This is a genomic window from Pelotomaculum terephthalicicum JT (genome assembly GCF_022410535.1).
Classification (GTDB): Bacteria; Bacillota; Desulfotomaculia; order Desulfotomaculales; family Pelotomaculaceae; genus Pelotomaculum_D; species Pelotomaculum_D terephthalicicum.
In genome coordinates this window covers 69,695-94,604 of sequence record NZ_JAKNBL010000001.1, presented here as the reverse complement: position 1 = coordinate 94,604, position 24,910 = coordinate 69,695, and the positions used below count along the sequence as shown (strand labels likewise).

Sequence of the window (24,910 nt, the reverse complement as noted above, 5' to 3'; positions counted from 1 at the left end):
CGAACAACGGAGATAGGTCTTTCATTGTTGCGTATGGTCAAACCCCTATCACTTGGCAAGCCGGCAGGTTTTTTAGCTGATTTTTGATCATGGTTGTTCGCACCTTCTCAAGATGAGGTGTATGGCTTTATTTAAGAATAAATGTGTATAGTAATTACTCAGGAGTCAGAGCAGGTATGAGAGAATACGATTTAAATAAATCATTGCCATTTTCAGCCATCTGATGGTGAAGCGAAGCTTCATGGGGGTCTGACTGCTGAATTGCGAATGCCTGAATAGTAACGTGGTATCAATACTTGGTAGAGGTGGTTGTCTGATGAAAAAAATAATGTCCGGAAATGAAGCTTTTGCCTATGGCACCTACCTGGCTGGGATAAAAGTAGGCGCCGGTTATCCCGGTACGCCTAGTACCGAGGTTTTAGAAAATTATTCGCGTTATCCCGGCGCGTACGCGGAATGGTCGCCAAATGAGAAAGTAGCGATGGACGTGGGGATCGGGGCGGCTTTAGCGGGGAAACGCGCGCTGGTAACCATGAAACATGTTGGATTAAATGTGGCGGCGGATTCCCTGTTTACCGTGTCCTATACCGGGACGAACGGCGCCCTGGTTATCGTCAACGCCGACGATCCAAGCATGCACAGTTCACAAAATGAGCAAGACAACAGGCACTACGCCAAAGCTTCCAAGGTAGTCATGCTCGAGCCGGCGGATTCTGAAGAAGCCAAGCGTTTTGTTAAAATCGCCGTCGATATAAGTGAGATGTTCGATACACCGGTTATTTTGCGGTCAACTACCAGGCTGTCGCATTCCAAGTGTGTCGTTGAATTGGAAGATGAGCCGGCTGATGTCGCAGTGGAGCCGGCCGCTTACGAGCGTAACGCGTCCAAGTATGTAATGGTGCCGATGAACGCCCGCCAACGCCGCCTGGTAGTGGAGGAAAGGCTGAAAAAACTGGCGGAGTACGCCGAAACAACGCCTATCAATTATATTGAGCCGGGCAGCGGCGATATCGGTGTTATTGCCGCGGGAGTGAACTACCAGTATGCCAAAGAAGTTTTTCCGGAAGCGACCTTTTTAAAACTGGGGATGGTATACCCCTTGCCCGAGCGGTTGATCCGCGATCTCGCGGGGCGGGTGAAGCAAGTTGTCGTGGTGGAGGAACTGGACCCTTTCATCGAAGAGCATGTGCGGCTGCTTGGCATTCCGGTCAAGGGAAGAGAAGTGTTTCCCGGCATAGCCGAATTCAGCCAGGGAAGAATTAGAAAGCACGCGGCAGCCACGGGGCTTGTGCCCAAGGAAGCCGATACCCCGATATTTCAGACTTCGCAATTGCCGGTAAGGCCGCCGATGCTTTGCCCCGGTTGCGCCCACCGGCCGGTATTTTACGCTTTGCAGCGCCTCCGCGTGGCGGTAATGGGCGATATCGGGTGCTACACCCTGGGCGCCGCGCCTCCGCTTGGCTCCATGCATTCCTGCATCTGTATGGGCGCCAGCATCGGCAACGTGCATGGCGTTGACCGGGCTGGAGTAAAAGACCGCACCGCGGCGGTTATCGGTGACTCAACCTTTTTTCACAGCGGTATCGCGCCGCTGATTAATTTGATCAGCAATGGCGGCAACAGCACGGTCATTGTCGTTGACAACCGGATCACGGCCATGACCGGTCACCAGCCGCACCCCGGCACCGGCTGGACGATGATGGGCAAAGAGGTGCCCAATGTCAGTATCGATGCCCTGGCGCGCGCAGTTGGATTTAAAAAGGTGGACGTGATCAATCCTTATGATTTCAAACTTGTTATGGATACTATCCGGGAGCATACGAGTTCGGACGAACCTTCGCTGATTGTTTCACAATATCCCTGTGTGCTCAATATCAAGGAAAAGAAACCGGCTCCGGCAGTAGACCTGGATGCCTGCAACGAGTGCGGCAACTGCCTCCGTATCGCGTGTTCACCGATGACCAAGGTGGACGGCGGGGTAAGGATTGACCCCGCTCTCTGCATCGGCTGCGGTTTCTGTGCCAGTGTGTGCAACCAGGGCGCCATTAAGGTTCCTAATTGAGGAGGTATGCAGCATGAAAAATAAATACGACTTCCTGTTTGCCGGGGTCGGCGGCCAGGGGACTATCCTGGCCAGTGATATACTCTGCGAAATTGGCCTGCGTTGCGGTTATGATGTTAAAAAATCCGAAGTGCACGGAATGTCGCAGCGGGGCGGAGCGGTGGAAAGTCATGTCCGCTGGGGAGAGAAAGTTTATTCACCGCTAATTGAGGAAGGGAAAACTGATTTCCTGCTGGCGTTCGAAATGCTTGAAGCCGCCAGATGGCCCCATTATACAGCGGCAAATACGGTCGCCATAATCAACCGCCACCAGATCTTGCCGCCGAGTGTCAACCTCGGACAGGCCCAATACCCGGAGGAAAAGGAGATTGAAAGTATTCTTGCCGGCACCGGAGCGAAGGTTGTCTGGGTAGACGGAGCGGCAAAGGCGCTGGAATTGGGAAACGCCGCTCTCGGCGGGGTGGTTTTGCTTGGCGCCCTTTCCATATATTTAGACGAGCCTGTTGAGGTGTGGGAAAAAACGATAGCCGAACTTGTTCCGGCTAAATTTAAAGAACTGAATATCAAAGCTTTTCAAGCAGGCAGGGAATTAATGCAAAAATAGGCGGCTATTTAAGTTATCTCACCTGAGTTGACGGCGCTTGCCCGGCGGCTGGTACGCGAGCCCGCGGGCAGGTGCTTTCACCTGGGTAAGCGACCTTTGGGCATACATAAACGGCGATTTTAAGGCCTAATTCAAGGAGCGAGTGAGTCCGGGGATTAGTGATGGATCAAGGGAGGGTATAAAAAAATGGCGTTTTATGAGTTTGAGGGAAAAAAGCCTGTTGTTGACGAGAGTAGCTATGTGCACCCGGAGGCCACGATCATTGGCGACGTTACGATTGGAGAAGGCTGCTATATCGGTCCGGGGGCAAGAATCCGGGGGGACTGGGGGTCTGTCGTAATAGGTCCCGGCTCTAATGTGCAGGAAAATTGCGTTATCCATGTGCTTCCCGGGGAAACCGCCATACTTGGTCCCCGAAGCCATATCGGTCATAGCGCTATTCTGCACACTCCCAGGCTGGGAGAGCATGTGCTGGTCGGCATGGGTGCGGTAATTATGGATTTTGCCACTATCGGGGATGGATGTTGTATCGGGGCCGGCGCCGTGATCACCGCGAAGACGAATATACCGCCCGGCAAGCTGGTGGTTGGCGCGCCGGCTAAAGCCGTGGCGGACATTAAAGATGAAATGCGGAAATCGCTTGAAGAAGCAACTGGCTATTACCTGGCGTTGCCGCCCCGCTGTCACCAGTCTTTAAAGCAGGTATCGCCTGAGGATTGCCGGGCGGCTCGGGACTCCTAAGTATTAAATTTTTTTCTTTGCTTGATATTTTCCGAAATTGCCTGGGAACGGCTTTTTACACCCATCTTGCGGTAGATGCTGCGGAGGTGGGTTTTTACCGTGTCCACAGCCAAGTGGGTTTTTGCCGATATTTCCTTGTTTGACAAACCCTGGCTTAGGTATTTAAGAATTTCACCTTCCCTGGGAGTAAGATTCTTGTTATCATCTCTTGCTGGTAAACTGGAATGGTTGAAAGAACTTTGGGCGATCCGGGCGTAGTCGTTAACCAGTTGATCAATCAAGGACGGGTCAATGACCATTTCGCCGCGGAAGGCCTGGTGAATACTTTCCACGAGCTTTTCTTGCGACGCCTGCTTCAGCATATATCCGGTAGCCCCGGCTTGCAGGGAAAGCCTGACCGACTCCGCGTCTTCAAATATGGTAAGCATAATTATTTTTATTCCGGGTACAAGGGAGGTAATTTCACGAGTGGCTTCAATGCCATTCATTTTTTGCATTTTTATGTCCATAAGAATAACATCGGGAACATGGCGTGTAACGAATTCCAACGCTTCTTCAGCGTTCGAACAGCAGCCGATAATATCAATATCCTGTCTTGGCCCCAGCATTGCGACCAGACCTTCGCGGATCATGGGGTGATCATCAACAATCAGCAGCTTGATATTGGACAATGTAAAACCCCCTTAGTTGGCAAGCGGAGTAGGTACGTAGACTGTAACAGTCGTACCCCAACCGAGCTGGGAGTCTATTTTAAAGGTTCCCCCTAACAAGGTGAGCCGCTCCTGGATATTGGCCAGACCCAGGTGGCCGTACAAGTCATCCCGGCTGGGAGGAGTTAAGTTGAAACCGATGCCGTTGTCCTTAACCACAAGCACAGTGTTATTCTCATCGTTAGCCAGGGTAACATGGACCCTGGTGGCCTGAGAATGTTTGATTACGTTTGCCAGGAGTTCCTGCACGATGCGGTACAGCGTTAACTCAAAATTAGCCGGCAGCGATTGTTTTTGGTTTTTCATGACCAGTTCAAAATCTATCTGGCTCTCTTCCTGCAACGTGCGGATAAGCGCCCGGAGCGCGGGGCCGAGCCCGTAGGTGTCGAGCATCACCGGCCTTAGATTGTAAACTATCCTGCGTATTTCCTGAATTTGCTGTCCAAGCAAGTCTTGTATTTTGAATAGTTCGTTTTTATTGTTATCGTCGGCGCTGGTGGATATGGCGAGCAACTGGACCCGGTACCAGATTCCCAGCAAGGCCTGGATGGCCCCGTCGTGGATCTCCGACGCGACTCTTTTACGCTCGTCTTCCTGCGCGCAAATCAATTTTTCCAAAAGCTGCTGCAGCAGCTTTTCTTTTTTGGCCAGGGTATCCACGAGCCTGGTATTTTCCATGGCAATCGAAGTTTCTTTGGCGATTGCGGAAAATATGGCCACCTCCTCATGGTCGAACTGCTTATCCTGGGCCGGCCGGTCCACTTGCATAATCCCGAGCATATTGTTCTTTGAAATGAGCGGAATCAGGAGCACTCTCGCGTAAGAAAAATTTTTGATAATTTCCGGTGGAAAACCTTTTTCAATATTGTCCGGGGTCAACATCACCGGCTGTTGATCACGCATCGCTTTGATAAAGGCCGGGTATGGGGCAAGACCTTTTTGCGCCCTGAATTTCTTTTTGAGTTTTTTATCGAAGCTACCCACGCCGACAGCCGGTATAATCGTCTGATCGGTTTCGTTAAATAAGAAAATGGCACAGCGGGCGTGAAAAAGATCGGCAGTAATTTGAGACACTATATGCAGAATTTGGTTTAAATTCAACGATGAACTGATGGTGCCTACTGTTTCCAGCAAGATGGACAATTTCCTTAAATTTCGGTCTTTTTGCCTGCCGAAAACAGAATCTTGAATGATATTGATGATATGAATGCCAAGCGAGGTAGCTTTGTTTAGATAATTTTGCGCTGTTGCGGGTGAGGCGCTGAAAACGCCGATTTCCATTTTGCTGGCGGGGTCGCAGGCCCGCAGAATGACAGGGATTGTGGTGAAAGAAGAAGGCTGTAAAGAAGCCATTCTTTCCGCCGGATTGTGGCTCGCGCCGAATTGTTCCATATACTTTTTGTAAAAATTACCTGTCGCCGGCTGTTTCTCACACAAACCTTTTCTGGAAACTTGCAGGCAAGCGGTTTGTTTGTTGTTGATGTACAAAATTAGTCCTGCGTGCGTAAATTCAAACGAATCGACAGAAAAGCTTAAAGCTTCCTTTATGGCGGGACATGTTTTTTTAATGTTGTTGAAGCTGGAATTAATTTTGCATACCATGAGCAATTCGGGATGTTCCACATTGCTTTCGGCCATGCTTAATCTAATCACCACCGTGCGGCAGATTCCAAAAATTAAGCCTGTTCCGCCATATTTCATTATAAATAATTTGACGTTCTATTAAAAATCCCTTCAAAATAATTTGTCCAATTATCATACACTGTATGTTTTATGGACAGAATAGATAATTCATAACCGCTTGAGATTCTTTTGATATTTTAAATTTAAAGGCGTAAAGAGTCAACTGCTGTTTGGATTTAAAGATATTTTTGCGCCTTTAAGTGAAAAAAAATATATTTAATATACTTAGTGAATATTAGTACAAAGTTGCAATTAGCGTATAATAAGTTTATAATTCAATTAGTGTTACATAGGGCCTGATAAAATATAAAAAGGAAGCAGGTCAAGTTATATTTTTGCATTTTTTAAAAATTATGAAAAGGGGGGCCGTTTAGCTTTGATTTTTAAAGGTGTACTTAAAGGAAAGGTAGCAATTGTTACCGGGGCGAGAATGGGTATCGGTGAAGCAATTTCAGTAGGTTTGGCACAAGCGGGAGCAGACTTGATGCTAATAAGCCGCCGTATTAGTGAAGAAGATGAGGTTGTTAAGAGCTGTAGGGCGGAAGGCGTCAAAGTGGAAGTCATGCAAGTTGACGTAGCGAACCGCGAGCAAGTGGATGCGATGGTCGCTAGCACCCTGGAAAAGTTGGGCAAGGTTAACATCCTGTTCAATAACGCGGGAGTCAGCAAACCTGGAATGCTCTGGAATATAACTGATGATCAGTGGGACATGGTAGTGGATGTCAACCTCAAGGGAACATTTAACTGCATCGCCGCCGTGGCCAAGCCAATGATGGAACAAAAGAGCGGGGCGATTATTAATGTCACATCATCAGCCGGTCTGCTGGGCACAATCGGACAAGTTAACTATACGGCAGCGAAGGGTGGAGTTTTGGCTTTGACGAAGTCATGCGCCAAGGAACTCGCGCCTTATCAAATTACTGTTAATAATATTGCTCCGATGGCTGAAACAGACATGACCAGAAAGATTATGACGGACCCCAAAATAGCTCCGACCTATCTAGCGCGCATTCCGATGAAACGTTTTTGCAAGCCTGATGAAATTGTGCCATGTATTGTTTTTCTGGCTTCGGACGGCGCACGCTATATCACCGGGCAAACAATTTGTATTGACGGCGGTATGGTCATGCCTTCATAATATAGCTAACTTATTGTTTATCAATAACGGTTAGGAACTTTTTATCGGGAGGGTAAAATATGCCAAAGGACGTGGCTGTAATCGGTGTCGGCCAAAGCGCTTTTGTGCGCGGCTATCAGGGCTCAATTAGAGAACTGGCCTTTGAAGCCTTTAGAGAGGCCATGCAGGATGCAGCAATCAGTGTTAAGGACGTTGGAGCGTCGGTAGTTTGCTCCGCGCCTGAGTATGACAAGCAGCGCACTCCGTCAGGGTTGATTGCCGAGTATCTCGGACTTAACCCGCAGCCTACTTTTATCGTGGAGAATGTTTGCTCTTCAAGCACATCCGGCATAAGAGTAGCTTATGGCTTAATTAAGTCCGGACTGCACGATGTAGTGGTTGTTCTGGGATTCCAGAAAATGTCCGAGATCAGTTCCGCCGACTCTCAGGAGCGGATGGGCCGCGGCGCGGACATTATGTTTGAATCACCGTTCGGCACCTTGATGCCCGCTTATTACGCCATGCATGCCAGGGGACACTTCGCCAAGTATGGCACCACGGAAGAGGATCTGGCGCTAATCAGGGTTAAAGCGGCAAGTTACGGTGTGCTTAATGAGAAAGCGGTCTACCGTAAAGCAGTGACTCTGGAGCAGGCGATGGAAGCCGGCCCGGTTTGCAGTCCGCTGAAAGTTTTTGACTGCTGTGCCAACGCGGACGGCGCGTCGTGTGTGATTATGGCCAGCGCGGATAAGGCAAAAGAGATTTGCAAAGAGCCGGTATATATTTTAGGGCTGGGAGCGGCGACCGCGCCGATGAACGTCACCGGCCGGACTACTTTTGCCGGTCTTGATTGCGCCAAGCTGGCTGCTGACGAAGCTTATGAAATGGCCGGCGTAGGCCCGCAGGATATTGATGTGGCTGAAGTCCATGACTGCTTTACCATCGCTGAGATGATGGCTTATGAAATGCTGGGCTTCGCCGAACCCGGCAAGGGGCCGGAACTAATCCGCAATCGTGAAACCTACAAAGATGGTAAAATACCTGTTAACGTGGACGGCGGCTTGTTGTCGAAAGGTCACCCGATCGGCGCGACCGGCGGTTCGCAGGTGCGCACCATAGTGCTTCAGCTGCGCAACAAAGCAGGCGCGATTCAGGTGCCTGGCGCGGAAATAGGTTTGGTTCATAATATCGGCGGCGTTGGTATTTATGGAAACGTTATTATTTTCGGGAGGTAAGGATAATGGGATTTGAGCGGTTCGGAAGTAAAAGTTTCACGTCTCAAGCCAAGGTAGCGGAATTTGTTGACTACCTGGACAAGGGCGAAGTGGCATACACAAAGTGCCGGACCTGTTCCCAGGCTTATTTCCCCCCGCGGGCTGACTGCGCTAATTGCCTGGGTAATGACATGGAGTGGGTAGCGATTAAGGGTAACGGCACAATAGTGACCTTTACGCATACGATGTACGCGCCCACCGGCTTCGAGGCCGAAGCCCCCTATACTATTGTTGTGGCGGAGTTCGGTGACATTAAAGTTTTAGGACGTATGAACAAGAGCGTGCCTGTTGAATCGTTATCAGTAGGTATGGCTGTGAAAGTGGAAGTTGTCAAGTTGCCTGACGGACAAGTTACCTACGAGTTTCTACCGGCTTAGGGGATAACTGGGCGATGGTATTTCAATTGGCCTAGGCTGGTAGGAGAATATCCTCACATGTTAAGGGGGTGGTTTTTAAAACAAGTTACTGCCACCTTTGATGAGCGGTTTTAGTTGTGAGTTTATATTGTGATAACTTGCTCTATATTTATTAAAAACAGGAGGATGAATATGGATATTTATAAGTGGCCCCGTGAGGAAGGTATTAAGAACCACGATCTTTTCGGCGAAGAGCATTTTGGGACAATGGATCAGGCCCCGTGTGTAGTATATGACAAGAGACCCCTCTTAGACCCGAAGGGCAACGAGGTTAAGGGCCTGTATAACGTTTGGCTGACTCTTAACAACCCGAAGCAGTTCAACTCTTATACCACTGATATGGTGAAGGGCGTCATCGCCGGTTTCCACCGTGCTTCGATGGACCGTGACGTAGTAGCGGTTATCTTCACTGCTGTCGGTGACAAGGCGTTCTGCACCGGCGGCAACACCGTGGAATACGCTCACTATTACAGCATGAAGCCCCATGAGTACGCCCTCTATATGGACCTGTTCAACGGCATGGTTGATGCGATTTATATGTGCAAAAAGCCGGTTATCTGCCGGGCGAACGGAATGCGCGTAGCAGGCGGCCAGGAAATCGGTATGGCCACCGACATTACTATTTCTTCCGACCTGGCCATTTACGGACAGGCTGGTCCCCGTCACGGCTCAGCTCCGGCCGGCGGTTCCACTGACTACATCATGTGGTACCTGGGCGCTGAAAAAGGCATGTGGAACTGCATTTCCTGCGAAATGTGGAGCTCCTACAAGATGCAATATAACGGCATGATCTCCAAGGCTATACCCGTTCTCAAGAAAGACGGCAAGTTTATCAGAAACCCGCAGGTCATTACCGACAAGGTCGTTGAAGACGGCGCTATTGTATACGGCGAGATGAAGACTGGTGACGCTGCTAAGGAAGCTAAAGCCATTATTAAAGAATGTGAAACTGATTTCACCTTGCTTGACGCAGAAGTTAACAAACTTTGCTGGACCTTTGCCAACCTTATGCCGCAGTGCCTGATGTTCTCCATCGACGGCATTCGCCAGAAGAAAAAATTCTTCTGGGATATGTCCAAGCTGCCTAACAGACACTGGCTGGCTGCCAACATGAACGCTGAAGCTTACCTCGGCTTCAATGCCTTCAGTAACAAGAAGCTCACCGGCGGCGTAGATGTCTGCGACTTCCTCGAATATCGTCGTATTTGCGCCGAAGCCAAACCGTATACCCAAGAGCTGCTTGATGCCGTATTGCCGAAGCGTGTTTAATAGTAAGTTAATATCTTAAACCAAGATCTGAGGAAATTTATTATAACTGAAGCGAAGGGGTGGCTAACGCCCCTTCGCTTGTAACGGGAAGGAGGTTTACTCTTGAGCTACGAATTTGTGAAGGTAAAAAACGAGGGCGGTATTGTAAATATCACCCTTGACAAGGCTCCGCTGAATGTCCTGAATATCGCCATGATGGAAGAGTTAATCCTCGCCTTCAAATGGGCGCAGCAGGAAGAAGGGCAAATAATTCTTCTGGACGCGGCCGGCAAGGCGTTTTCAGCGGGAGTGGATGTAGGCGACCATACACCGGACAAGGTTGACGCGATGATCGATGTTTTCGACCGGTTGCTGCTGACCATGTACGAGATGGAAAAGCCGATTGTCTGCGCAGTGAACGGGGCGGCCCTCGGCGGCGGCTGCGAACTGGTCATTTTCAGCGACGTGGTTATCGCTTCGGAAAAAGCGAAGCTCGGCCAGCCGGAAATAGCGGTGGGAGTGTTCCCGCCGATCGCCTGTTACGTAATGCCGCATATTTTGTCCTGGCCCAGGGCGTTGGAACTGCTGCTAAGCGGTGAAGTGATCGGAGCGGCGAGAGCTGAGCATATCGGGCTGGTTAACGCGGTGCTGCCGGCGGAAAACTTCGCCGCAGGGGTACAGGAGTATATCAAGAAATTTCTTGCCAACAGCGGGTTTGTGCTGGCAAAAACCAAAAAAGCGGCGCGTGCCGGCCTGAACAAAGGTTTTGCTGAAGGCTTGAAAGAAATTGACAGAATATACTTGCAAGAATTGATGCCTTCGCATGATGCCAAGGAAGGCTTGACTGCTTTTATGGAAAAACGCAAGCCGGTCTGGACGGGGAAATAAAGAACCGTTGAGAACGCGGGGTTGATTTGATTTTAAATTATTTATTTTTTGGTTAGTCATTTATTTAAATTAAAAGGAGGTAAAACGATAATGGATGTACCGACCAAGATTAATACTTGGCAGATGGTTGAGCCCGGAAAGCTGGAAAAGACAACTATCGATGTGCCGGAACTGAAGCCCGGTGAAGCCCTGGTTAAGATTGCCGGTTGCGGTGTTTGTCACACTGACGTCGGCTACTTTTATGATGGTGTTCCGACAGTGACCAAGCCGCCCCTAACGCTCGGCCACGAGATTGCCGGAACTGTTGTTGCCGGTGAGGCAAGTTTAATCGGCAAGGAAGTTATCGTGCCGGCGGTTATGCCTTGCGAAAACTGCGCCATCTGCGCTGCCGGCCACGGCAACCGCTGCCTGAAGCAGGCGATGCCCGGCAACAGCCTGGGAATTTACGGCGGCTTTTCAGATTACATCCCGGTTCCCGCCGGTGACCTGTGCCTAGTTGAAGACAAGAAAGACTTTTCCTTGGAAACACTGTCCGTTGTTGCCGACGCGATTACCTCTCCGTATCAGGCTGCCATAAAGGCTGGCGTTAAAGAGGGAGACGTTGCGATCGTTATTGGCGGCACCGGCGGAATCGGTGTATACATGACTCAGATTGTCGCCGCGTTAGGCGCCAAAGAAGTTATCGTAATTGCCAGAAATAAAGAAAAATTAGAGCGTGCTCTTAGTTTCGGCGCGACACACACGATCAGCACCCTGGACAAAGACGCTAAGGCGGTTTCCGGTGATTTCAGGGCTTATTCAAAAGAAAAGAAACTGCCTAACTGGGGGCTGAAAATTTTTGAGTGCACCGGGTCGAAAGCCGGCCAGGAAATCGCCCTGGGCCTGCTTACATTCCTCAGCAAATTGATGATAGTCGGTTTTGGCATGGTTAAAACCGAGTACATGCTGTCGAGATTGATGGCGTTTGAAGCTGATATCATGGGTACCTGGGGCTGCCTGCCGCAATACTATAAGCCAGTGCTGAACATGGTGCTTGAAGGCAAAATCCAGGTTAAGCCTTTTGTGGATATCAGGCCGATGAGCACGATCTTAAAGGCATTTGAGGAAGCGCACAGCGGAAAGTTAGTGCAGCGTATTGTGCTGACCCCGGATTTCTAGAATGACCATCCCCCGGCCTTACTGCAATTTTGCATTAATACTGCATTGCTGCAGTTATTAGCTTAAGGTTATGGCTTTAAGATAATGGCCGGGGGTTTATTTGATTTGGTGGATGCATTATTGCATTGTTTGCATTTGCAATTTCGCAATTAATGTCGTATAGAGGCATGTACTCCCCTGGCAAGGATTTTGCAATAAACATATTTTGTGCATGTTATTTTTTTAACATGCGCTAAGCTAAAACGGAGGGGAGGTTTGACAATTAATTTTGATTTAACCGAAGAATTGCAAGACATAAGAAAAGTGGCCAGGGATTTCGCAGTTAAAGAAATACAGCCGACTGTGGACGAGGATGACAAAGCCCACCGGTTCCGCCGGGATTTGGTGCAAAAAATGGCCGACTTGGGCTTCTTTGGTTGTGTCATACCTGAGGAGTATGGTGGGAACGAAATGGGTTGGCTGGCTGCCACCATTATCGCTGAAGAAATATCACGGGTACATGCTTCGTTGCGTTTGCCGTTCAACATGAACCCCAATGGCCCGGGATGCACTATCCTGAGATACGGAACGGAGGAACAAAAGATAAAATATCTGCCCGGCCTGGTTGACGGCAGCTTGCTGGGGATGTTCGCCATTACCGAGCCCGACTCCGGTTCAGACGTGGGTTCAATGAGGACAAAAGCAATTAAGGATGGCGACAGCTATATTGTTAACGGTAATAAGATGTGGATTTCCAACGCCACCGTCTGTGATATGGGATTGCTTTACGCTTATACGGATCCGGCCAAGAAAATTAAAGGCATGACAGCTTTTGTCATTGACATGAATACGCCAGGGATCACAATTGAGCCGATCACGGATAAGCTTGGCACCTGGGGCGCGCCGGTTGGTTCGATTACGTTTGAAAACTGCCGTATTCCGGCATCAGCATTGCTCGGTCAAGAGGGGCAGGGCTTTAAGATCTGTATGGAACAGCTGAACGACACCCGCTTGGGCTGCCAGGCCGGCGGTCTCGGTTTGGCGCAGGCTTGCCTGGACGCGGCCTTGAAGTATGCTAATGAGCGGCAGCAGTTTGGCGTGCCGATTGGCAAATTCCAGATGGTCACCGACATGATCGCCCAGATGGCGACTGAGGTTGATGCAGCCAGGTTCTTGGTGTACCGTGCCGCTTTCCTGAAAGATCGAGGCAGGCCTTGTACTATGGAAACTTCCATGGGCAAGTACTATGTTGGTGAAGTAGTAAACAAATGCGCTGATTACGCCATGAAAATTTACGGTTCCTATGGTTACTCCGAGGAATACCCGGTTGCCCGTTATTATCGTGATGCCAAGTCGTATCAGATTGTTGAAGGCACCAGCAACATTCAAAAACTAATCATTGGTGAAACAATGCTTGGCTATCGCAAGCGTATATAGTATTATTATCAAGGTAATGGATTATTAAATATAAGGGGGTTTTCAAATGCACGAAAATTTATACGAGGAACTTGCCCAGAATAGAAAAAGAATTAAAGCCATGGGCGGCGAAAAAGCCGTTGCGAAACAGCACAAAGACGGCAAGTTGACGGCACGAGAAAGAATCGAGTATTTCTTTGACCCGGGTACTTTCACGGAAATCGGCATGTACCTCAAACACAGGGCAACTCATTTCGGCCTGGAAGGCAAAGAAATTCCGGCTGAAGGCGTTATTTGCGGCTATGGCAAGGTGAACGGCCGGATGGTTATGGTCGGCGCCGAGGATTTCACCTCCATGGCAGGTACGTTCGGCGAATACCACGGCAAGAAATTTGCTGCAGCTATCGAAATGGCCAAGGATATGGGCATTCCCTTCGTCGGCATGAATGACTCTGGCGGCGCCAGGTTGCAGGAAGGTATCGACACGCTGCAGGCTTATGCGTGGCTGTTTAAGTCCCAAAACCTGGCATCAGGCATTATCCCGCAAATTGCCACCCTGATGGGTCCGTGCATGGGCGGCCAAGCGTACCACCCGGTTATGCAGGACTTTGTCTTCCAGTGCCGTAATACCGGATTTATGGGCATTGCCGGTCCCCCATTCGTAAAAACCCAGTTGGGCATAGACATCGATCTGCCGACGCTGTCCGGCTGGCAGGCGCACGCCGTCAAGTCGGGCTGCACCCATGTCGTGGTGGAAGACGATAAAGACTGCATGGACAAGGTGAAGGATCTGCTTACGTTCCTGCCGCAGAACAACAAAGAAAAGTCAGCGCGTATCGCGTGCGACGACGACCCGATGAGATTGGCGCCGGAACTCGATGAAGTAATGCCGGAAAACAGAAATATGCCCTATGACATGCACAAGGTTATTTACAATATCGTTGACAACGGCTATTTCTTTGAAATTCATGAAGAATTTGCGAAGAACGTCATTGTCGGCTTCGGCCGGTTTAACGGGAGAGCGACAGGCATCGTCGCCAGCCAGCCCAACTGGATGGGCGGCGTAATCAACTGCGACGCCGCTGACAAGGTGGCCCGGTTTGTCCGGTTCTGCGACCTGTTCAATATTCCTCTCGTGAACATTCACGACACCCCGGCGTTCATGATCGGCCCGGAGGAAGACTGGAAGGGCATCCTGAGACACGGCGCCAAAATGCTGTATGCTTATATCGACGCCACAGTGCCGAAGGTAACAATAATCATGGGTAAATCATTTGCCGGCGCCTACCTTGGCATGTGCTGCAAGGATACGGGCGCGGACATCGTGTTCAGCTGGCCGCAGGCCACAGTGACCATCGTCGGCGCGGAAACAGCGGCGAGCGTTATTTTCGCCAAGGAAATTAAGAATTCAGAGAACCCGAAGGAAACAGCGGCACAGAAGATTAAAGAGTACAAAGACCTCTATCAGAACCCGTACAGCGCTGCCAGCCGCGGCTACATCGACGATGTGATTATGCCGAACGAAACCAGGAGAAACATCTGCCTGGCTCTCGACATGCTGGAGAACAAGACTGTGGCCAGGCCGTACAGGAAATACTCCAATATCAACTTGTAAAAAAACAATTCATTAATTAATCGTATCAGGAGTGATTTCTGAAGACAAGCCGGTGACGCGGCTAATGGGTTTAAACCATAAAACCGCGCCACCGACAGGCCATTAACAAAAAGTAAATATTAGGCTTCGCCCGCCGGCGGAGCCTGTCTATCGGAAAGTAACACTATTATGACTGGGAGTGAGGCGGTGACAAGATTTTATGCTAGCTGATCTGATTAAGAAGCCGCCGCTGACCCTCTGTCCGGATCAGACAATCGGGGATGTTTTACGCTTATGGCAGGAGCATCCCATTGGAGTTGTCGGCATCGTTGATGAGCAAGGCCGTCTGCTCGGAGTGGTAGGCAGCGGGCTGACCTTTCGTGACGGGACGCCAATCTCACTGGACACAAAAGTGGCTGAAGTAATGGATAAAAATTTTATCAGCATGAGTCCGGATGTATACCAGGAAGAGGCCTGGACGGCTCCCAGTGAGGTAATCGCTATCGTTGACGCTGACGGAAAGCTGCAAGGAATCAGTACAAAGTATGACCTGGCCACTTCTCTTTATCCTTATACCAAGTTTATCAGCCGGGAGCTTGATGCCGTACTTAACGCTGCCCATACAGGGATCATTTCAATAAACAAAGACGGGATTATTACAACATTCAACCCCGCTGCCGAGAAGATCACCCGAAGAGCCAGGAGTGAGGCTGTCGGCAAGTTTCTGGCTGATGTCGTTATACCAACCGGCCTGCTGGAAATTCTGGAGACCGGTGAGACTAAGTTCGGCCAAAGGCTTCCGGTTAAGTATTCGGTAGGCACAAGAATATACGTCAGCAACCGCAGCCCTATTATCGAAGATGGCAAGGTTATTGGAGCAGTAGGCATTTTTCAGGACATTTCCGAGATTGAGTTTATATCTCATGAATTGGAATCTGTTAAAGAACTGAATAAGGAACTAAAAGCCTTGATTGAATCTTCATACGACGGCATTTTAATTGCCAGATGTGATGGTGTTGTTTCTCAGGTAAATGAGGCATATACCAGGATGACCGGCCTCAAGGCCAAAGATATCGTGGGCCGGCCTTTTCAGAAACTGGTGGAAGACGGTCATTACGCCTCATCAATTGTAGATGCTGTCTTGAAGAAAAAAAAGGCTGTCACCAATTTGCAAACTTCACCGATGGGGAACAGGCTTCTGATCACCGGCAACCCGGTGGCGAACGAACGTGGTGAAATTGTGCGGGTCGTAATCAACGTGCGGGATCTTACCGAGTTCGAAAAGCTAAGACAGGAACTGCATGACAGTAAAAATCTGAACCGCCGTTATCAGGCGGAATTATGCAACAGAAACGAGCAGCGGAATAAAGAACAGGTCTTGACCAGCAGTTCGCCGAAAATGCAAAGTGTTATTGACCTTTGCACCAGGGTGGCCCAGGTGGACTCAACAGTGCTGCTGATTGGTGATTCCGGCGTGGGCAAGGAAGTGCTGGCTAAGCATATTCATAGTCAAAGTGCCCGCAAGCAAGGACCGTTTATCACAATTAACTGCGGCGCAATTCCGGAGACGTTATTGGAGTCGGAGCTTTTCGGCTACGAGCGCGGGGCTTTTACCGGCGCGGGAAAAGACGGGAAGCAGGGGATATTTGAAATGGCTCATAACGGTACCCTGCTCTTGGATGAAATTGGCGATTTGCCGCTGTCGCTGCAGGTTAAATTATTAAGGGTGCTGCAGGATAGAGAGATCATCAGAGTCGGGGGGACAAAAACGCGCAGTGTGGATGTGCGCATTTTGGCCGCGACAAACCGGAACTTGGCAGACATGGTTCAACAGGGCTCTTTCAGGGAAGACTTGTTTTTCCGCCTGAATGTTGTTCCGGTGCAGATTCCGCCTTTAAGGGACCGCCGTTCAGACATTGTTCCGCTGTTAAATTTCTTTTGTGAAAAATATTATAAGAAATACGGCATCCGGAAGCAGTTTTCCCCTGAAGTTCTCAAGATATTTTATGAATACCACTGGCCCGGCAATATCAGGGAACTGGAGAATATTGTTGAGAGAATGGTGGTAACCGAACCCGAAACGATTATTACCCCCAAGCACTTGCCGGAAAGCCTGCGCTACATAATGCATAATACTTCAGCGAAAGTAATGGTGCAGGGAGTGCTTCCCTTTAAAGAGGCGCTCCTGGAAATGGAGAGCCAGTTGATCAATGAGGCGCTGAATTTATACGGGAGCACTTATAAGGCGGCGAAAGTGCTGGGGATTGACCAGTCTACTGTGATCAGAAAACTACAAAAAATAAAGCAGTTTAAAAACAGCCGTCAAGAGCAGTCAAGCAGTTTCAGTGTAATTAAATAAGGTCAATTCGTCAGATTTAATTAATACGGGAGGTGTTGTCCATTATATAACTGGTTGAGTTGTTTGAAATGAAGTTAAGTGAATTATGAAGTTGATACTAAAAAAGGGAAAGGAAAAGGTTTTTGCGGCATGATTTGATACGCTATTATGGAAGGCGTGAGGTGCTATGCCGCCTCCCGAGTAGTCGGCGGGAGTGGGACGTAGGTCCCGGAACCGGAGAATGGAATGAATATTGCAGTTCTCTTGAAACAAACCTTTGACACAGAAGCAAAAATCGAGATCGCGGGCGGCGCAATCAACAAAAAGGGCGTTGGCCTGATTATCAACCCCTACGACGAGTATGCTGTGGAAGAAGCGCTCAAGCTGAAGGAAAAGAATGGCGGCGAGGTAACTATTATATCTGCCGGGGCGGATACCCCGGACGCGATGCGTCAAGCGCTGGCTATGGGAGCGGACAAAGCTATCAGTGTGGAAGATCCCGCCCTTGCCGGCGGCGACGAGTATACCACAGCCGTTGTGTTGGCTAAAGCGGTAAGCACTATCCCGTACGATCTGGTCCTGGCCGGGTGGCGTGAAGGTTCCGCCCAGGTAGCGGTACGGGTTGCCGAGGAACTTGGCCTGCCGCATATTAATGTAGTGACCAAATTGGATATTGACGGCGGTAAAGCCACAGCCACCAGAGACATCGAAGGCGGCAACGAGATTGTGGAAGTGCCGGTGCCCGCTGTGATTACTGCTCAGAAGGGCTTGAACGAGCCGCGCTACCCGTCAATGAAGGGTATTATGCAGGCTAAGAAAAAGCCCATCCAGAAACTCTCCCTGGGCGACCTGGGACTGAGTGCCGATCAAGTAGCGGCCAAAGTTAAAGTACAATCTTACTTCCTTCCCAGCGCTAAAGCCGCGGGCAAAATCATTGGCGGTGAAGCGCCCCAAGCTGCCGCCGAACTGGCGCGGCTGTTGCGGGAAGAAGCAAACGCTATCTAAGGGAGGGGAAAAATAATGGCAAAAGGAATACTTGTATTTGCAGAAGTAAAAGATGGTAAAGTGAAAAACGTGGCTTTCGAGATGTTAAGCGCCGGCCGTAAAATAGCTGGTCAGACCGGTGATGAGCTTGCCGCCGTCCTGATTGGTAAAGGCGTGGCAGGTTTGGCAGGCTCGCTTGCCGAATACGGAGCCGACAAGATTTACGTGGCCGAAGATGATAAGTTAGCACAATATACCACAGACGCTTATAGCAAAGTTTTGGCCGACCTGATCAAAGAAACGGATCCCGCCACAGTGCTGCTCGGCTGCACCGTGCTGGGCCGCGACCTGGCTGCCAAAACAGCGCAGAAGGTTAAAGCCGGCCTGCTGTCCGACTGCATCGCGATAGATGTTGAAGGCGGCGGCTTGGTATTCACCCGTCCCGTATATTCCGGCAAAGCTTTGTTAAAAGCCGGCGTTCCCGAATCCAGCCCGGCAATGGCCACTATCCGCCCCAACGTGCTGACTGCCGAACCGGCAGCGGGCAAAGGCGAAGTGGTTAACTACGCTGTGAACCTGGATGCCTCCGACCTGCGCCAGGTAATTAAAGATGTCATTCTGCAGGTTTCCTCCAGGCCGGAACTCACCGAGGCAAACGTGATCGTGTCCGGCGGACGCGGCGTGAAAGGTCCGGAAGGCTTTAAGGTTCTGGAAGACCTGGCCGACGTGCTCGGCGGGGCTGTCGGCGCCTCACGCGCTTGTGTCGACGCCGGTTGGATCGGGCAAAACCTCCAGGTCGGACAGACCGGCAAGGTTGTGTCCCCCACTCTTTATTTCGCCTGCGGCATCTCCGGCGCCATCCAGCATATGGCCGGGATGAGCTCTTCCAAGTGCATCGTGGCGATTAATAAAGATGAAGAAGCCGCTATCTTTAAAGCGGCTGACTATGGTATTGTCGGCGACCTCTTTGAAGTAGTGCCTATCTTGACCGAGGAAATCAAGAAAGTTATAGCCAAATAAGAATTAGTTTCACATATGTGAATGCTGCTGGAACACTTCTCAAGCAGAAACTTTTGACAGAACCCTCAATGGATTGAGTTCCCCAGGGGTCTCTTGGGGAGGGTTCCAGCAAACTTTTTGTTTATTTACGTATCAGGCAGGATGCCGTTTTTAGAGAAAGGATGTGCCAAATGAAGGAAGTTGTTATCGTCAGCGCGGTGCGCACCGCGGTGGGTAAGTATGGCGGTTCGCTGCAGAATACTCCTGCTGTCGAACTGGGCGCCTTGGTGATTAAGGAAGCAATCAAGAGGGCCGGGATTACTGTCGAGCAAGTCGAAGAAGTGATCATGGGCAATGTTTTGACCGCAGGCCTCGGTCAAAACCCCGCGCGCCAGGCCTCTTTGAAAGCCGGTCTGCCTATTGAAACACCGGCTTATACAATGGGCATCGTCTGCGGTTCCGGGATGAAGTCAATTATGCTGGCCGCCCAGCAAATTATGTCCGAGCAGGCTGACATAGTCGTGGCCGGCGGCATGGAAAACATGAGCGCCGCCCCCTACGTGCTGGACAAGGCCAGGTGGGGCTACCGCATGTTCGACAGCACTCTTACCGACGAGATGGTCAAAGACGGCCTGTGGTGTGCTTTTAACGATATCCACATGGGCATGACTGCCGAAAACCTCTCGGTAAAATATGGAATATCCAGGGAAGACCAGGACCAATTGGCTGTTGACAGCCATAACAAGGCCATTGCGGCCATTGATTCCGGAAGATTTAAAGACGAAATTGTCCCGGTGCCTATTCCCCAGAAAAAGGGCGATCCCGTGTATTTTGACACGGACGAATTACCGCGCCGGGGCGCCACAGTAGAAGCCCTGGCCAAGCTGCCCGCCGTTTTCAAAAAAGGCGGCACCGTTACCGCCGGGAACGCCTCCGGGATCAATGACGCCGCTGCCGCGACAGTGGTGATGTCCGCTGAAAAAGCGAAAGAACTGGGACTAAAACCCATGGCTGTGATCAAATCCTTTGCCACCGCGGGCGTGGACCCCGCCTATATGGGCACCGGGCCAATTCCCGCCAGCAAGAAGGCGATGGCCAAGGCCGGACTTACCGTGGCCGACTTTGACGTGATCGAAGCTAACGAGGCGTTTGCATCGCAGGCCCTAACCTGCATCCGTGCTCTGGATCTGCCGATGGACAAGGTGAATTTTAACGGCGGCGCTATCGCCATCGGCCACCCAATCGGCGCCAGCGGTGCGCGAATCCTGACGACCCTGCTTTACGAGTTAAAGAAGCGGAACGGACGTTACGGCCTTGCCACCATGTGCATCGGCGGCGGCCAGGGCGTGGCGATGACCGTGGAAAATATTAAATAAATTGTCCGGTTGAGATTAACCATGGAAAGAAATTAAACCCTCATTGTTGTTATAAGGCCATGATCCGATGGATGAGGGTTTGGAAGGAGTATCATATGGAAATTAAGAAAATTATGGTTATCGGCGCCGGCCAGATGGGTTCAGGCATTGCTCAGGTATCGATCGCTGCCGGTTATGATGTGGTTCTTAATGATATCAATGACACGTTTGTTAACAAAGGCATTGGTTTGATAGACAAAAACCTGTCAAAGGATGTCAGCAAAGGGCGTCTTGATGAAGCGGCCAAAGCAGCCTTAATGGCAAAAATTACCCCGTCCATCAGCCTGCAGGACGCGAAGGACGTCGACTTGGTGATTGAGGCGGCTATTGAGAATATGGGAATCAAAGGCAAGATCTTTAAGGAACTTGATGAAGTATGCAAGCCTGAAGCGATTCTTGCTACAAACACCTCCTCGCTGCCCATCACCGAAGTAGCTGCTGTTACTAAACGGCCGGACAAAGTGATTGGTATGCACTTTATGAATCCTGTTCCCGTGATGAAGTTGGTAGAAGTCATCCGGGGCCTGGCAACATCCGATGAAACTTATGAGCTCGTTAAGACTGCCAGCGAAAAAATGGGTAAGGTTCCTGCGGAAGTGAACGACGCTCCCGGTTTTGCGGTAAACCGCATTCTCATACCGATGATCAATGAAGCGATATACTGTCTCCATGAAGGCGTCGCTTCGCCGGAAGCGATTGACCAGGTGATGAAGCTGGGCGCGAACCACCCGATGGGCCCGCTTGCTCTCGGTGACCTGATTGGCCTGGACACCTGCCTGTCAATCATGGAAGTATTATACCGCGGCCTCGGCGATCCCAAGTACCGCCCGTGCCCGCTCCTGCGCAAATACGTGGCTGCCGGCTGGCTTGGCCGTAAGACTGGCAGAGGGTTTTACCAGTACTAACGCGACGGGGGTGTAAAAATGGCGTGGAATAATATTCTGGTGGATTTTGATAACGAGATTGCGGTGGTGAGCATCAACCGTCCCAAAGCACTGAACGCGCTCGATCATCAGACCATCGCGGAGTTGGGCGAAGCCATGGCTGAATTAGCCGCCAATCAGTCGGTAAAGGTAATTATTTTAACCGGCGCCGGTGAAAAAGCTTTTGTAGCGGGCGCCGACATCGCCTACATGTTATCCCTGACTCCCATGCAGGCACAGGAATTCAGCCGTCATGGCCAAAAAGTATTCAGCCAGATTGAGAACATGCCGAAACCGGTGATAGCCGCGGTAAACGGCTTTGCCCTTGGCGGCGGCTGCGAACTGAGCATGGCCTGCGACATCCGCGTGGCCTCCGAGAAGGCCAAGTTCGGCCAGCCGGAAGTAAGTCTCGGTATCATGGCCGGCTTCGGCGGCACTCAGCGCCTGGCGCGGCTGGTGAACCCCGGTGTCGCCAAAGAGATACTCTTTACCGGCGATATTTACGATGCTCAGGCTGCGCTGAGGTTTGGCCTGGTCAGCAAGGTTGTGCCGGCCGATGAGTTGATGGATGTCTGCAAGAAGATGGCTAAACGCATTGCCTCAATGGGTCCGGTCGGCGTAAGGTTTACCAAAGAAGCTATTAACCAGGGCCTGGATATGGATCAGGAAAAGGCCTTTAATATTGAAGCCGACCTTTTCGGCGTGATTTTCTCAACTGCCGACCAAAAAGAAGGTATGAGCGCCTTTTTAGAGAAACGTAAAGTGGAGTTTAAAGGCGAGTAGTTTATGCTGTTTTTGCAGCTAAATAATCCAGATGTTTTTGGTGGTTTCTGCCCGTGAATAGCTAATGGGCTATAGAAATCACCATTTGCACCAATATAATTTAATACTAGGAGGGAATAGAATGGATTTTGGGTTGACAGAAGAACAAAAAATGGTACAGGATATGGCCCGCAACTTTGCGGAAAAGGAAATCGCTCCTTACGTTGAAGAGGATGAAAAGAACCATTACTATCGCAGAGAGATTTTAACCAAAATGGGTGAACTGGGCCTGCTGGGCTGGAGCATTCCGGAAGAATACGGCGGAAACGGCATGGGCTGGATGGAAGGCGTTATCGCCCTGTATGAAATAGCCAAGGTCCATACATCCTGGAGACTTTCCATCAGCGGCAACTGCTGGGGTCCGGCCATGACCATTAATGAATACGGCACCGAAGAACAAAAACAGAAATGGATCCCCAAACTGCTGGATGGAACATGGGCGGGAAGCTTTGCCATCACCGAGCCCAACACAGGTTCCGACGTGGCCAGCATGAAGTGCTTTGCCGAAGATAAGGGCGACCACTGGCTGATCAACGGCACCAAGACTTGGATTTCCGGCGGGCACACTTCCGATATCGGACTGCTCTATGCTGTCACTGAAAAAGGCAAAGGTGTTAAAGGGATGTCCTGCTTCGTTATTGACTATAACAACACCCCCGGCGTTCAAAGAATTCCTATGGAAGACAAAGTCGGTATGTATGCTGCTCCGACCTCGGAACTGATTTTCGAGGATGCAGTGGTTCCCAAAGAAAATCTGTTGGGCGGATTAAACAAAGGCTTCTTCATTTGCATGTGGCAGCTTAACAACACCCGCATGGGTTGTGCCGTTGGCGGCGCGGCTCTTTCCAGGGCGTGCCTGGATGGCTGCATTCAATATGCCAACGACCGCTTCCAGTTCGGCGTGCCGATCGGCAAACACCAGATGGTTCAGCAGCAGATTGCTGAAATGATCTTGGAAGATGAGGCGGCCAAGCAACTCGTTTACCGCGCCGCGTGGTTAAAAGACAACAAATTACCCAGCCAGAAGGCGACTTCCACCGCCAAGCTGGCAGGCTGCCTGGCATCTGTGCATGCCGCCAACCTGGCCATGAAAATCTACGGCTCATACGGGTATTCCAATGAGTATCCTTGCGGCAGATGGCTCCGCGACTGCAAACAGTTCGAGACCCTGGAGGGAACCTCCAACATGCATATGCAGATCATCGCCAACATTGAGCTTGGTTTCGCGCCCGACCGCTAGAATCAAAAGGGTTCTTAACGGCTAACCAGTAGGACCGAAATCACACTAGTCATAATATAGCGGCCACCCTTTTTATGATTGCCGGTTTAGTATTCACAGCTAGCGGCAGTCATAAGAAAGTGGCCTTTTTATTTGCGCATAGCGCTTGTATCTGATTCATTTACATGATAATCTAAAAACGATATAATGTTCGTAAATAATCAGGATGCAAAAGAGAGAATCTTTATTATGCCCGAATATTCTGAAATCCGTCTGCGGAATTCTAAATACATGGGCAACCAATATTGATAGCTAAGATAATTTTATGATAAATTGTTATTGTTGGCGGCGCGGTAATATTAGTTGCCTTGCGGCCAGTAAAAGAATAGTATAAAAAGAAAAAGAGTATGTTAAATTTATGGGGGGGGGAATATATGCAAAAAAAATTGCAAGAATTCAGAGGTACGGCGAATTATATTGCCTCTGAAGATCTAATGAACAGTGTAAACGTATCCAGGGCGCTCGGCAGGCCTTTATTAATTAAAGGGGAACCGGGCACCGGCAAGACCATGCTGGCCCGGAGCATATCCGAGGGATTGGGTCAACAGCTCATTATCTGGAATATTAAATCAACAACCAAGGCTCAGGACGGCCTGTATATCTATGATACGGTTCAAAGGCTCTATGACAGCCAGTTCGGGGAACACGACGTTTCCGACATCAGCCGGTATATCCGGTTAGGGAAATTAGGCGAGGCGTTTGAATCCGATGAACCGGTTGTGCTGCTGATAGATGAGATCGACAAGGCCGACCTGGAATTTCCGAACGACTTGCTCTGGGAATTGGACATGATGAGCTTTTTTATCCCCGAAACCGGGGTGACAATCACGGCAAAACACCGGCCGGCTGTGATTATTACCAGCAACGCCGAGAAAGAACTGCCGGACGCGTTTTTGAGAAGGTGTATTTTTCATTACATTTCTTTCCCGGATCCGGAGATGATGAAGGAAATCGTTAGAGTGCATCATCCCGACCTGGAAGACCGGTTGATTGGTGAAGCGATGGAAGCGTTTTACTGGATCAGGAGCCTGAGCGGGCTGCAAAAGAAGCCGAGCACCAGTGAGCTGATTGACTGGGTGCAGGCTCTGGCCGTGGGCGGGATTAGCCTGGATAAGATTCGCAAGGAAATACCCCTTTTGGGAGTTTTAATCAAGAAGAACCAGGACTTCGATATTATCTTGAAGAGACTGAGCACCCATGGGGGCGGCCAGGGCTCTTCAAAAACAAAACCAAGCATTCAAACCATATGGAGGGGATGAT

General features: G+C 50.1%; 21 protein-coding genes. 19 read left to right on the top strand and 2 right to left on the bottom strand.

The genetic code is table 11. The features are described from left to right. The first annotated feature begins 316 nt into the window (after positions 1 to 316). From iorA to L9W92_RS00435, 3 genes are all read left to right on the top strand, one after another. Complete coding sequence (iorA, locus tag L9W92_RS00445) at positions 317 to 2,062, top strand: indolepyruvate ferredoxin oxidoreductase subunit alpha (protein WP_240081799.1); 1,746 nt, start codon at positions 317 to 319, stop codon at positions 2,060 to 2,062. Positions 2,063 to 2,075: 13 nt separating this feature from the next. Further along, the gene (locus tag L9W92_RS00440) at positions 2,076 to 2,666 is read left to right on the top strand and encodes an indolepyruvate oxidoreductase subunit beta (RefSeq protein WP_240081798.1); all 591 of its coding nucleotides are present in this window, start codon (positions 2,076 to 2,078) and stop codon (positions 2,664 to 2,666) included. Positions 2,667 to 2,852: 186 nt separating this feature from the next. Continuing rightward, a complete protein-coding gene (locus L9W92_RS00435; RefSeq protein WP_240081797.1) occupies positions 2,853 to 3,407 on the top strand; it encodes a gamma carbonic anhydrase family protein in 555 nt (184 codons plus the stop codon). Here the strand turns inward: L9W92_RS00435 and L9W92_RS00430 are convergent. Both L9W92_RS00430 and L9W92_RS00425 read right to left on the bottom strand, forming a co-directional pair. After that, a complete protein-coding gene (locus L9W92_RS00430; protein ID WP_240081796.1) occupies positions 3,404 to 4,078 on the bottom strand; it encodes a response regulator in 675 nt (224 codons plus the stop codon). The two genes, L9W92_RS00435 and L9W92_RS00430, sit on opposite strands and share 4 nt — an antisense overlap. A gap of 12 nt (positions 4,079 to 4,090) precedes the next feature. Further along, positions 4,091 to 5,773: a GAF domain-containing sensor histidine kinase gene (locus L9W92_RS00425; RefSeq protein ID WP_240081795.1), complete on the bottom strand. Its 1,683-nt coding sequence runs from the start codon at positions 5,771 to 5,773 to the stop codon at positions 4,091 to 4,093. A 403-nt stretch (positions 5,774 to 6,176) separates the two neighbouring features. Between L9W92_RS00425 and L9W92_RS00420 the strand changes: the two genes are divergently transcribed. The 16 genes from L9W92_RS00420 (at position 6,177) to L9W92_RS00345 (ending at position 24,909) form a co-directional block, all read left to right on the top strand. After that, positions 6,177 to 6,938: an SDR family NAD(P)-dependent oxidoreductase gene (locus L9W92_RS00420; protein WP_240081794.1), complete on the top strand. Its 762-nt coding sequence runs from the start codon at positions 6,177 to 6,179 to the stop codon at positions 6,936 to 6,938. 59 nt (positions 6,939 to 6,997) lie between these two features. Beyond that, the gene (locus tag L9W92_RS00415; protein WP_240081793.1) at positions 6,998 to 8,152 is read left to right on the top strand and encodes a thiolase C-terminal domain-containing protein; all 1,155 of its coding nucleotides are present in this window, start codon (positions 6,998 to 7,000) and stop codon (positions 8,150 to 8,152) included. Positions 8,153 to 8,157: 5 nt separating this feature from the next. Next, on the top strand, positions 8,158 to 8,568 hold the full coding sequence (locus tag L9W92_RS00410) for a Zn-ribbon domain-containing OB-fold protein (RefSeq protein ID WP_240081792.1): 411 nt from the start codon (positions 8,158 to 8,160) through the stop codon (positions 8,566 to 8,568). A gap of 165 nt (positions 8,569 to 8,733) precedes the next feature. Further along, positions 8,734 to 9,876: a 6-oxocyclohex-1-ene-1-carbonyl-CoA hydratase gene (oah, locus tag L9W92_RS00405; protein ID WP_312038050.1), complete on the top strand. Its 1,143-nt coding sequence runs from the start codon at positions 8,734 to 8,736 to the stop codon at positions 9,874 to 9,876. A gap of 102 nt (positions 9,877 to 9,978) precedes the next feature. Beyond that, on the top strand, positions 9,979 to 10,743 hold the full coding sequence (locus tag L9W92_RS00400) for an enoyl-CoA hydratase/isomerase family protein (protein ID WP_240081790.1): 765 nt from the start codon (positions 9,979 to 9,981) through the stop codon (positions 10,741 to 10,743). Between the two features lie 90 nt (positions 10,744 to 10,833). Then, positions 10,834 to 11,901: a 6-hydroxycyclohex-1-ene-1-carbonyl-CoA dehydrogenase gene (gene had, locus L9W92_RS00395; protein ID WP_240081789.1), complete on the top strand. Its 1,068-nt coding sequence runs from the start codon at positions 10,834 to 10,836 to the stop codon at positions 11,899 to 11,901. Positions 11,902 to 12,156: 255 nt separating this feature from the next. Then, on the top strand, positions 12,157 to 13,317 hold the full coding sequence (gene acd / locus L9W92_RS00390; RefSeq protein ID WP_248285773.1) for a glutaryl-CoA dehydrogenase Acd: 1,161 nt from the start codon (positions 12,157 to 12,159) through the stop codon (positions 13,315 to 13,317). A gap of 46 nt (positions 13,318 to 13,363) precedes the next feature. After that, positions 13,364 to 14,911, top strand: a complete 1,548-nt coding sequence (locus tag L9W92_RS00385; protein ID WP_240081788.1) for an acyl-CoA carboxylase subunit beta — start codon at positions 13,364 to 13,366, stop codon at positions 14,909 to 14,911. Positions 14,912 to 15,110: 199 nt separating this feature from the next. Beyond that, positions 15,111 to 17,249, top strand: coding sequence for a sigma-54-dependent Fis family transcriptional regulator (locus L9W92_RS00380; RefSeq protein WP_240081787.1), 2,139 nt, complete (start codon positions 15,111 to 15,113; stop codon positions 17,247 to 17,249). A gap of 225 nt (positions 17,250 to 17,474) precedes the next feature. Continuing rightward, positions 17,475 to 18,233 (top strand): electron transfer flavoprotein subunit beta/FixA family protein, encoded by a 759-nt coding sequence (locus tag L9W92_RS00375; protein WP_240081786.1) that lies wholly within the window; start codon positions 17,475 to 17,477, stop codon positions 18,231 to 18,233. 15 nt (positions 18,234 to 18,248) lie between these two features. Continuing rightward, positions 18,249 to 19,232 (top strand): electron transfer flavoprotein subunit alpha/FixB family protein, encoded by a 984-nt coding sequence (locus tag L9W92_RS00370; protein WP_240081785.1) that lies wholly within the window; start codon positions 18,249 to 18,251, stop codon positions 19,230 to 19,232. Between the two features lie 170 nt (positions 19,233 to 19,402). Continuing rightward, a complete protein-coding gene (locus L9W92_RS00365) occupies positions 19,403 to 20,587 on the top strand; it encodes an acetyl-CoA C-acetyltransferase (RefSeq protein ID WP_240081784.1) in 1,185 nt (394 codons plus the stop codon). 95 nt (positions 20,588 to 20,682) lie between these two features. Continuing rightward, entirely contained in the window at positions 20,683 to 21,531 is an 849-nt protein-coding gene (locus tag L9W92_RS00360) for a 3-hydroxybutyryl-CoA dehydrogenase (protein WP_240081783.1), read from the top strand. 18 nt (positions 21,532 to 21,549) lie between these two features. Next, a complete protein-coding gene (locus L9W92_RS00355; RefSeq protein WP_240081782.1) occupies positions 21,550 to 22,332 on the top strand; it encodes an enoyl-CoA hydratase-related protein in 783 nt (260 codons plus the stop codon). A gap of 121 nt (positions 22,333 to 22,453) precedes the next feature. Continuing rightward, positions 22,454 to 23,611, top strand: a complete 1,158-nt coding sequence (locus tag L9W92_RS00350; protein ID WP_240081781.1) for an acyl-CoA dehydrogenase family protein — start codon at positions 22,454 to 22,456, stop codon at positions 23,609 to 23,611. Positions 23,612 to 24,024: 413 nt separating this feature from the next. After that, positions 24,025 to 24,909, top strand: a complete 885-nt coding sequence (locus L9W92_RS00345) for an AAA family ATPase (RefSeq protein WP_240081780.1) — start codon at positions 24,025 to 24,027, stop codon at positions 24,907 to 24,909. Position 24,910 lies beyond the last annotated feature (1 nt).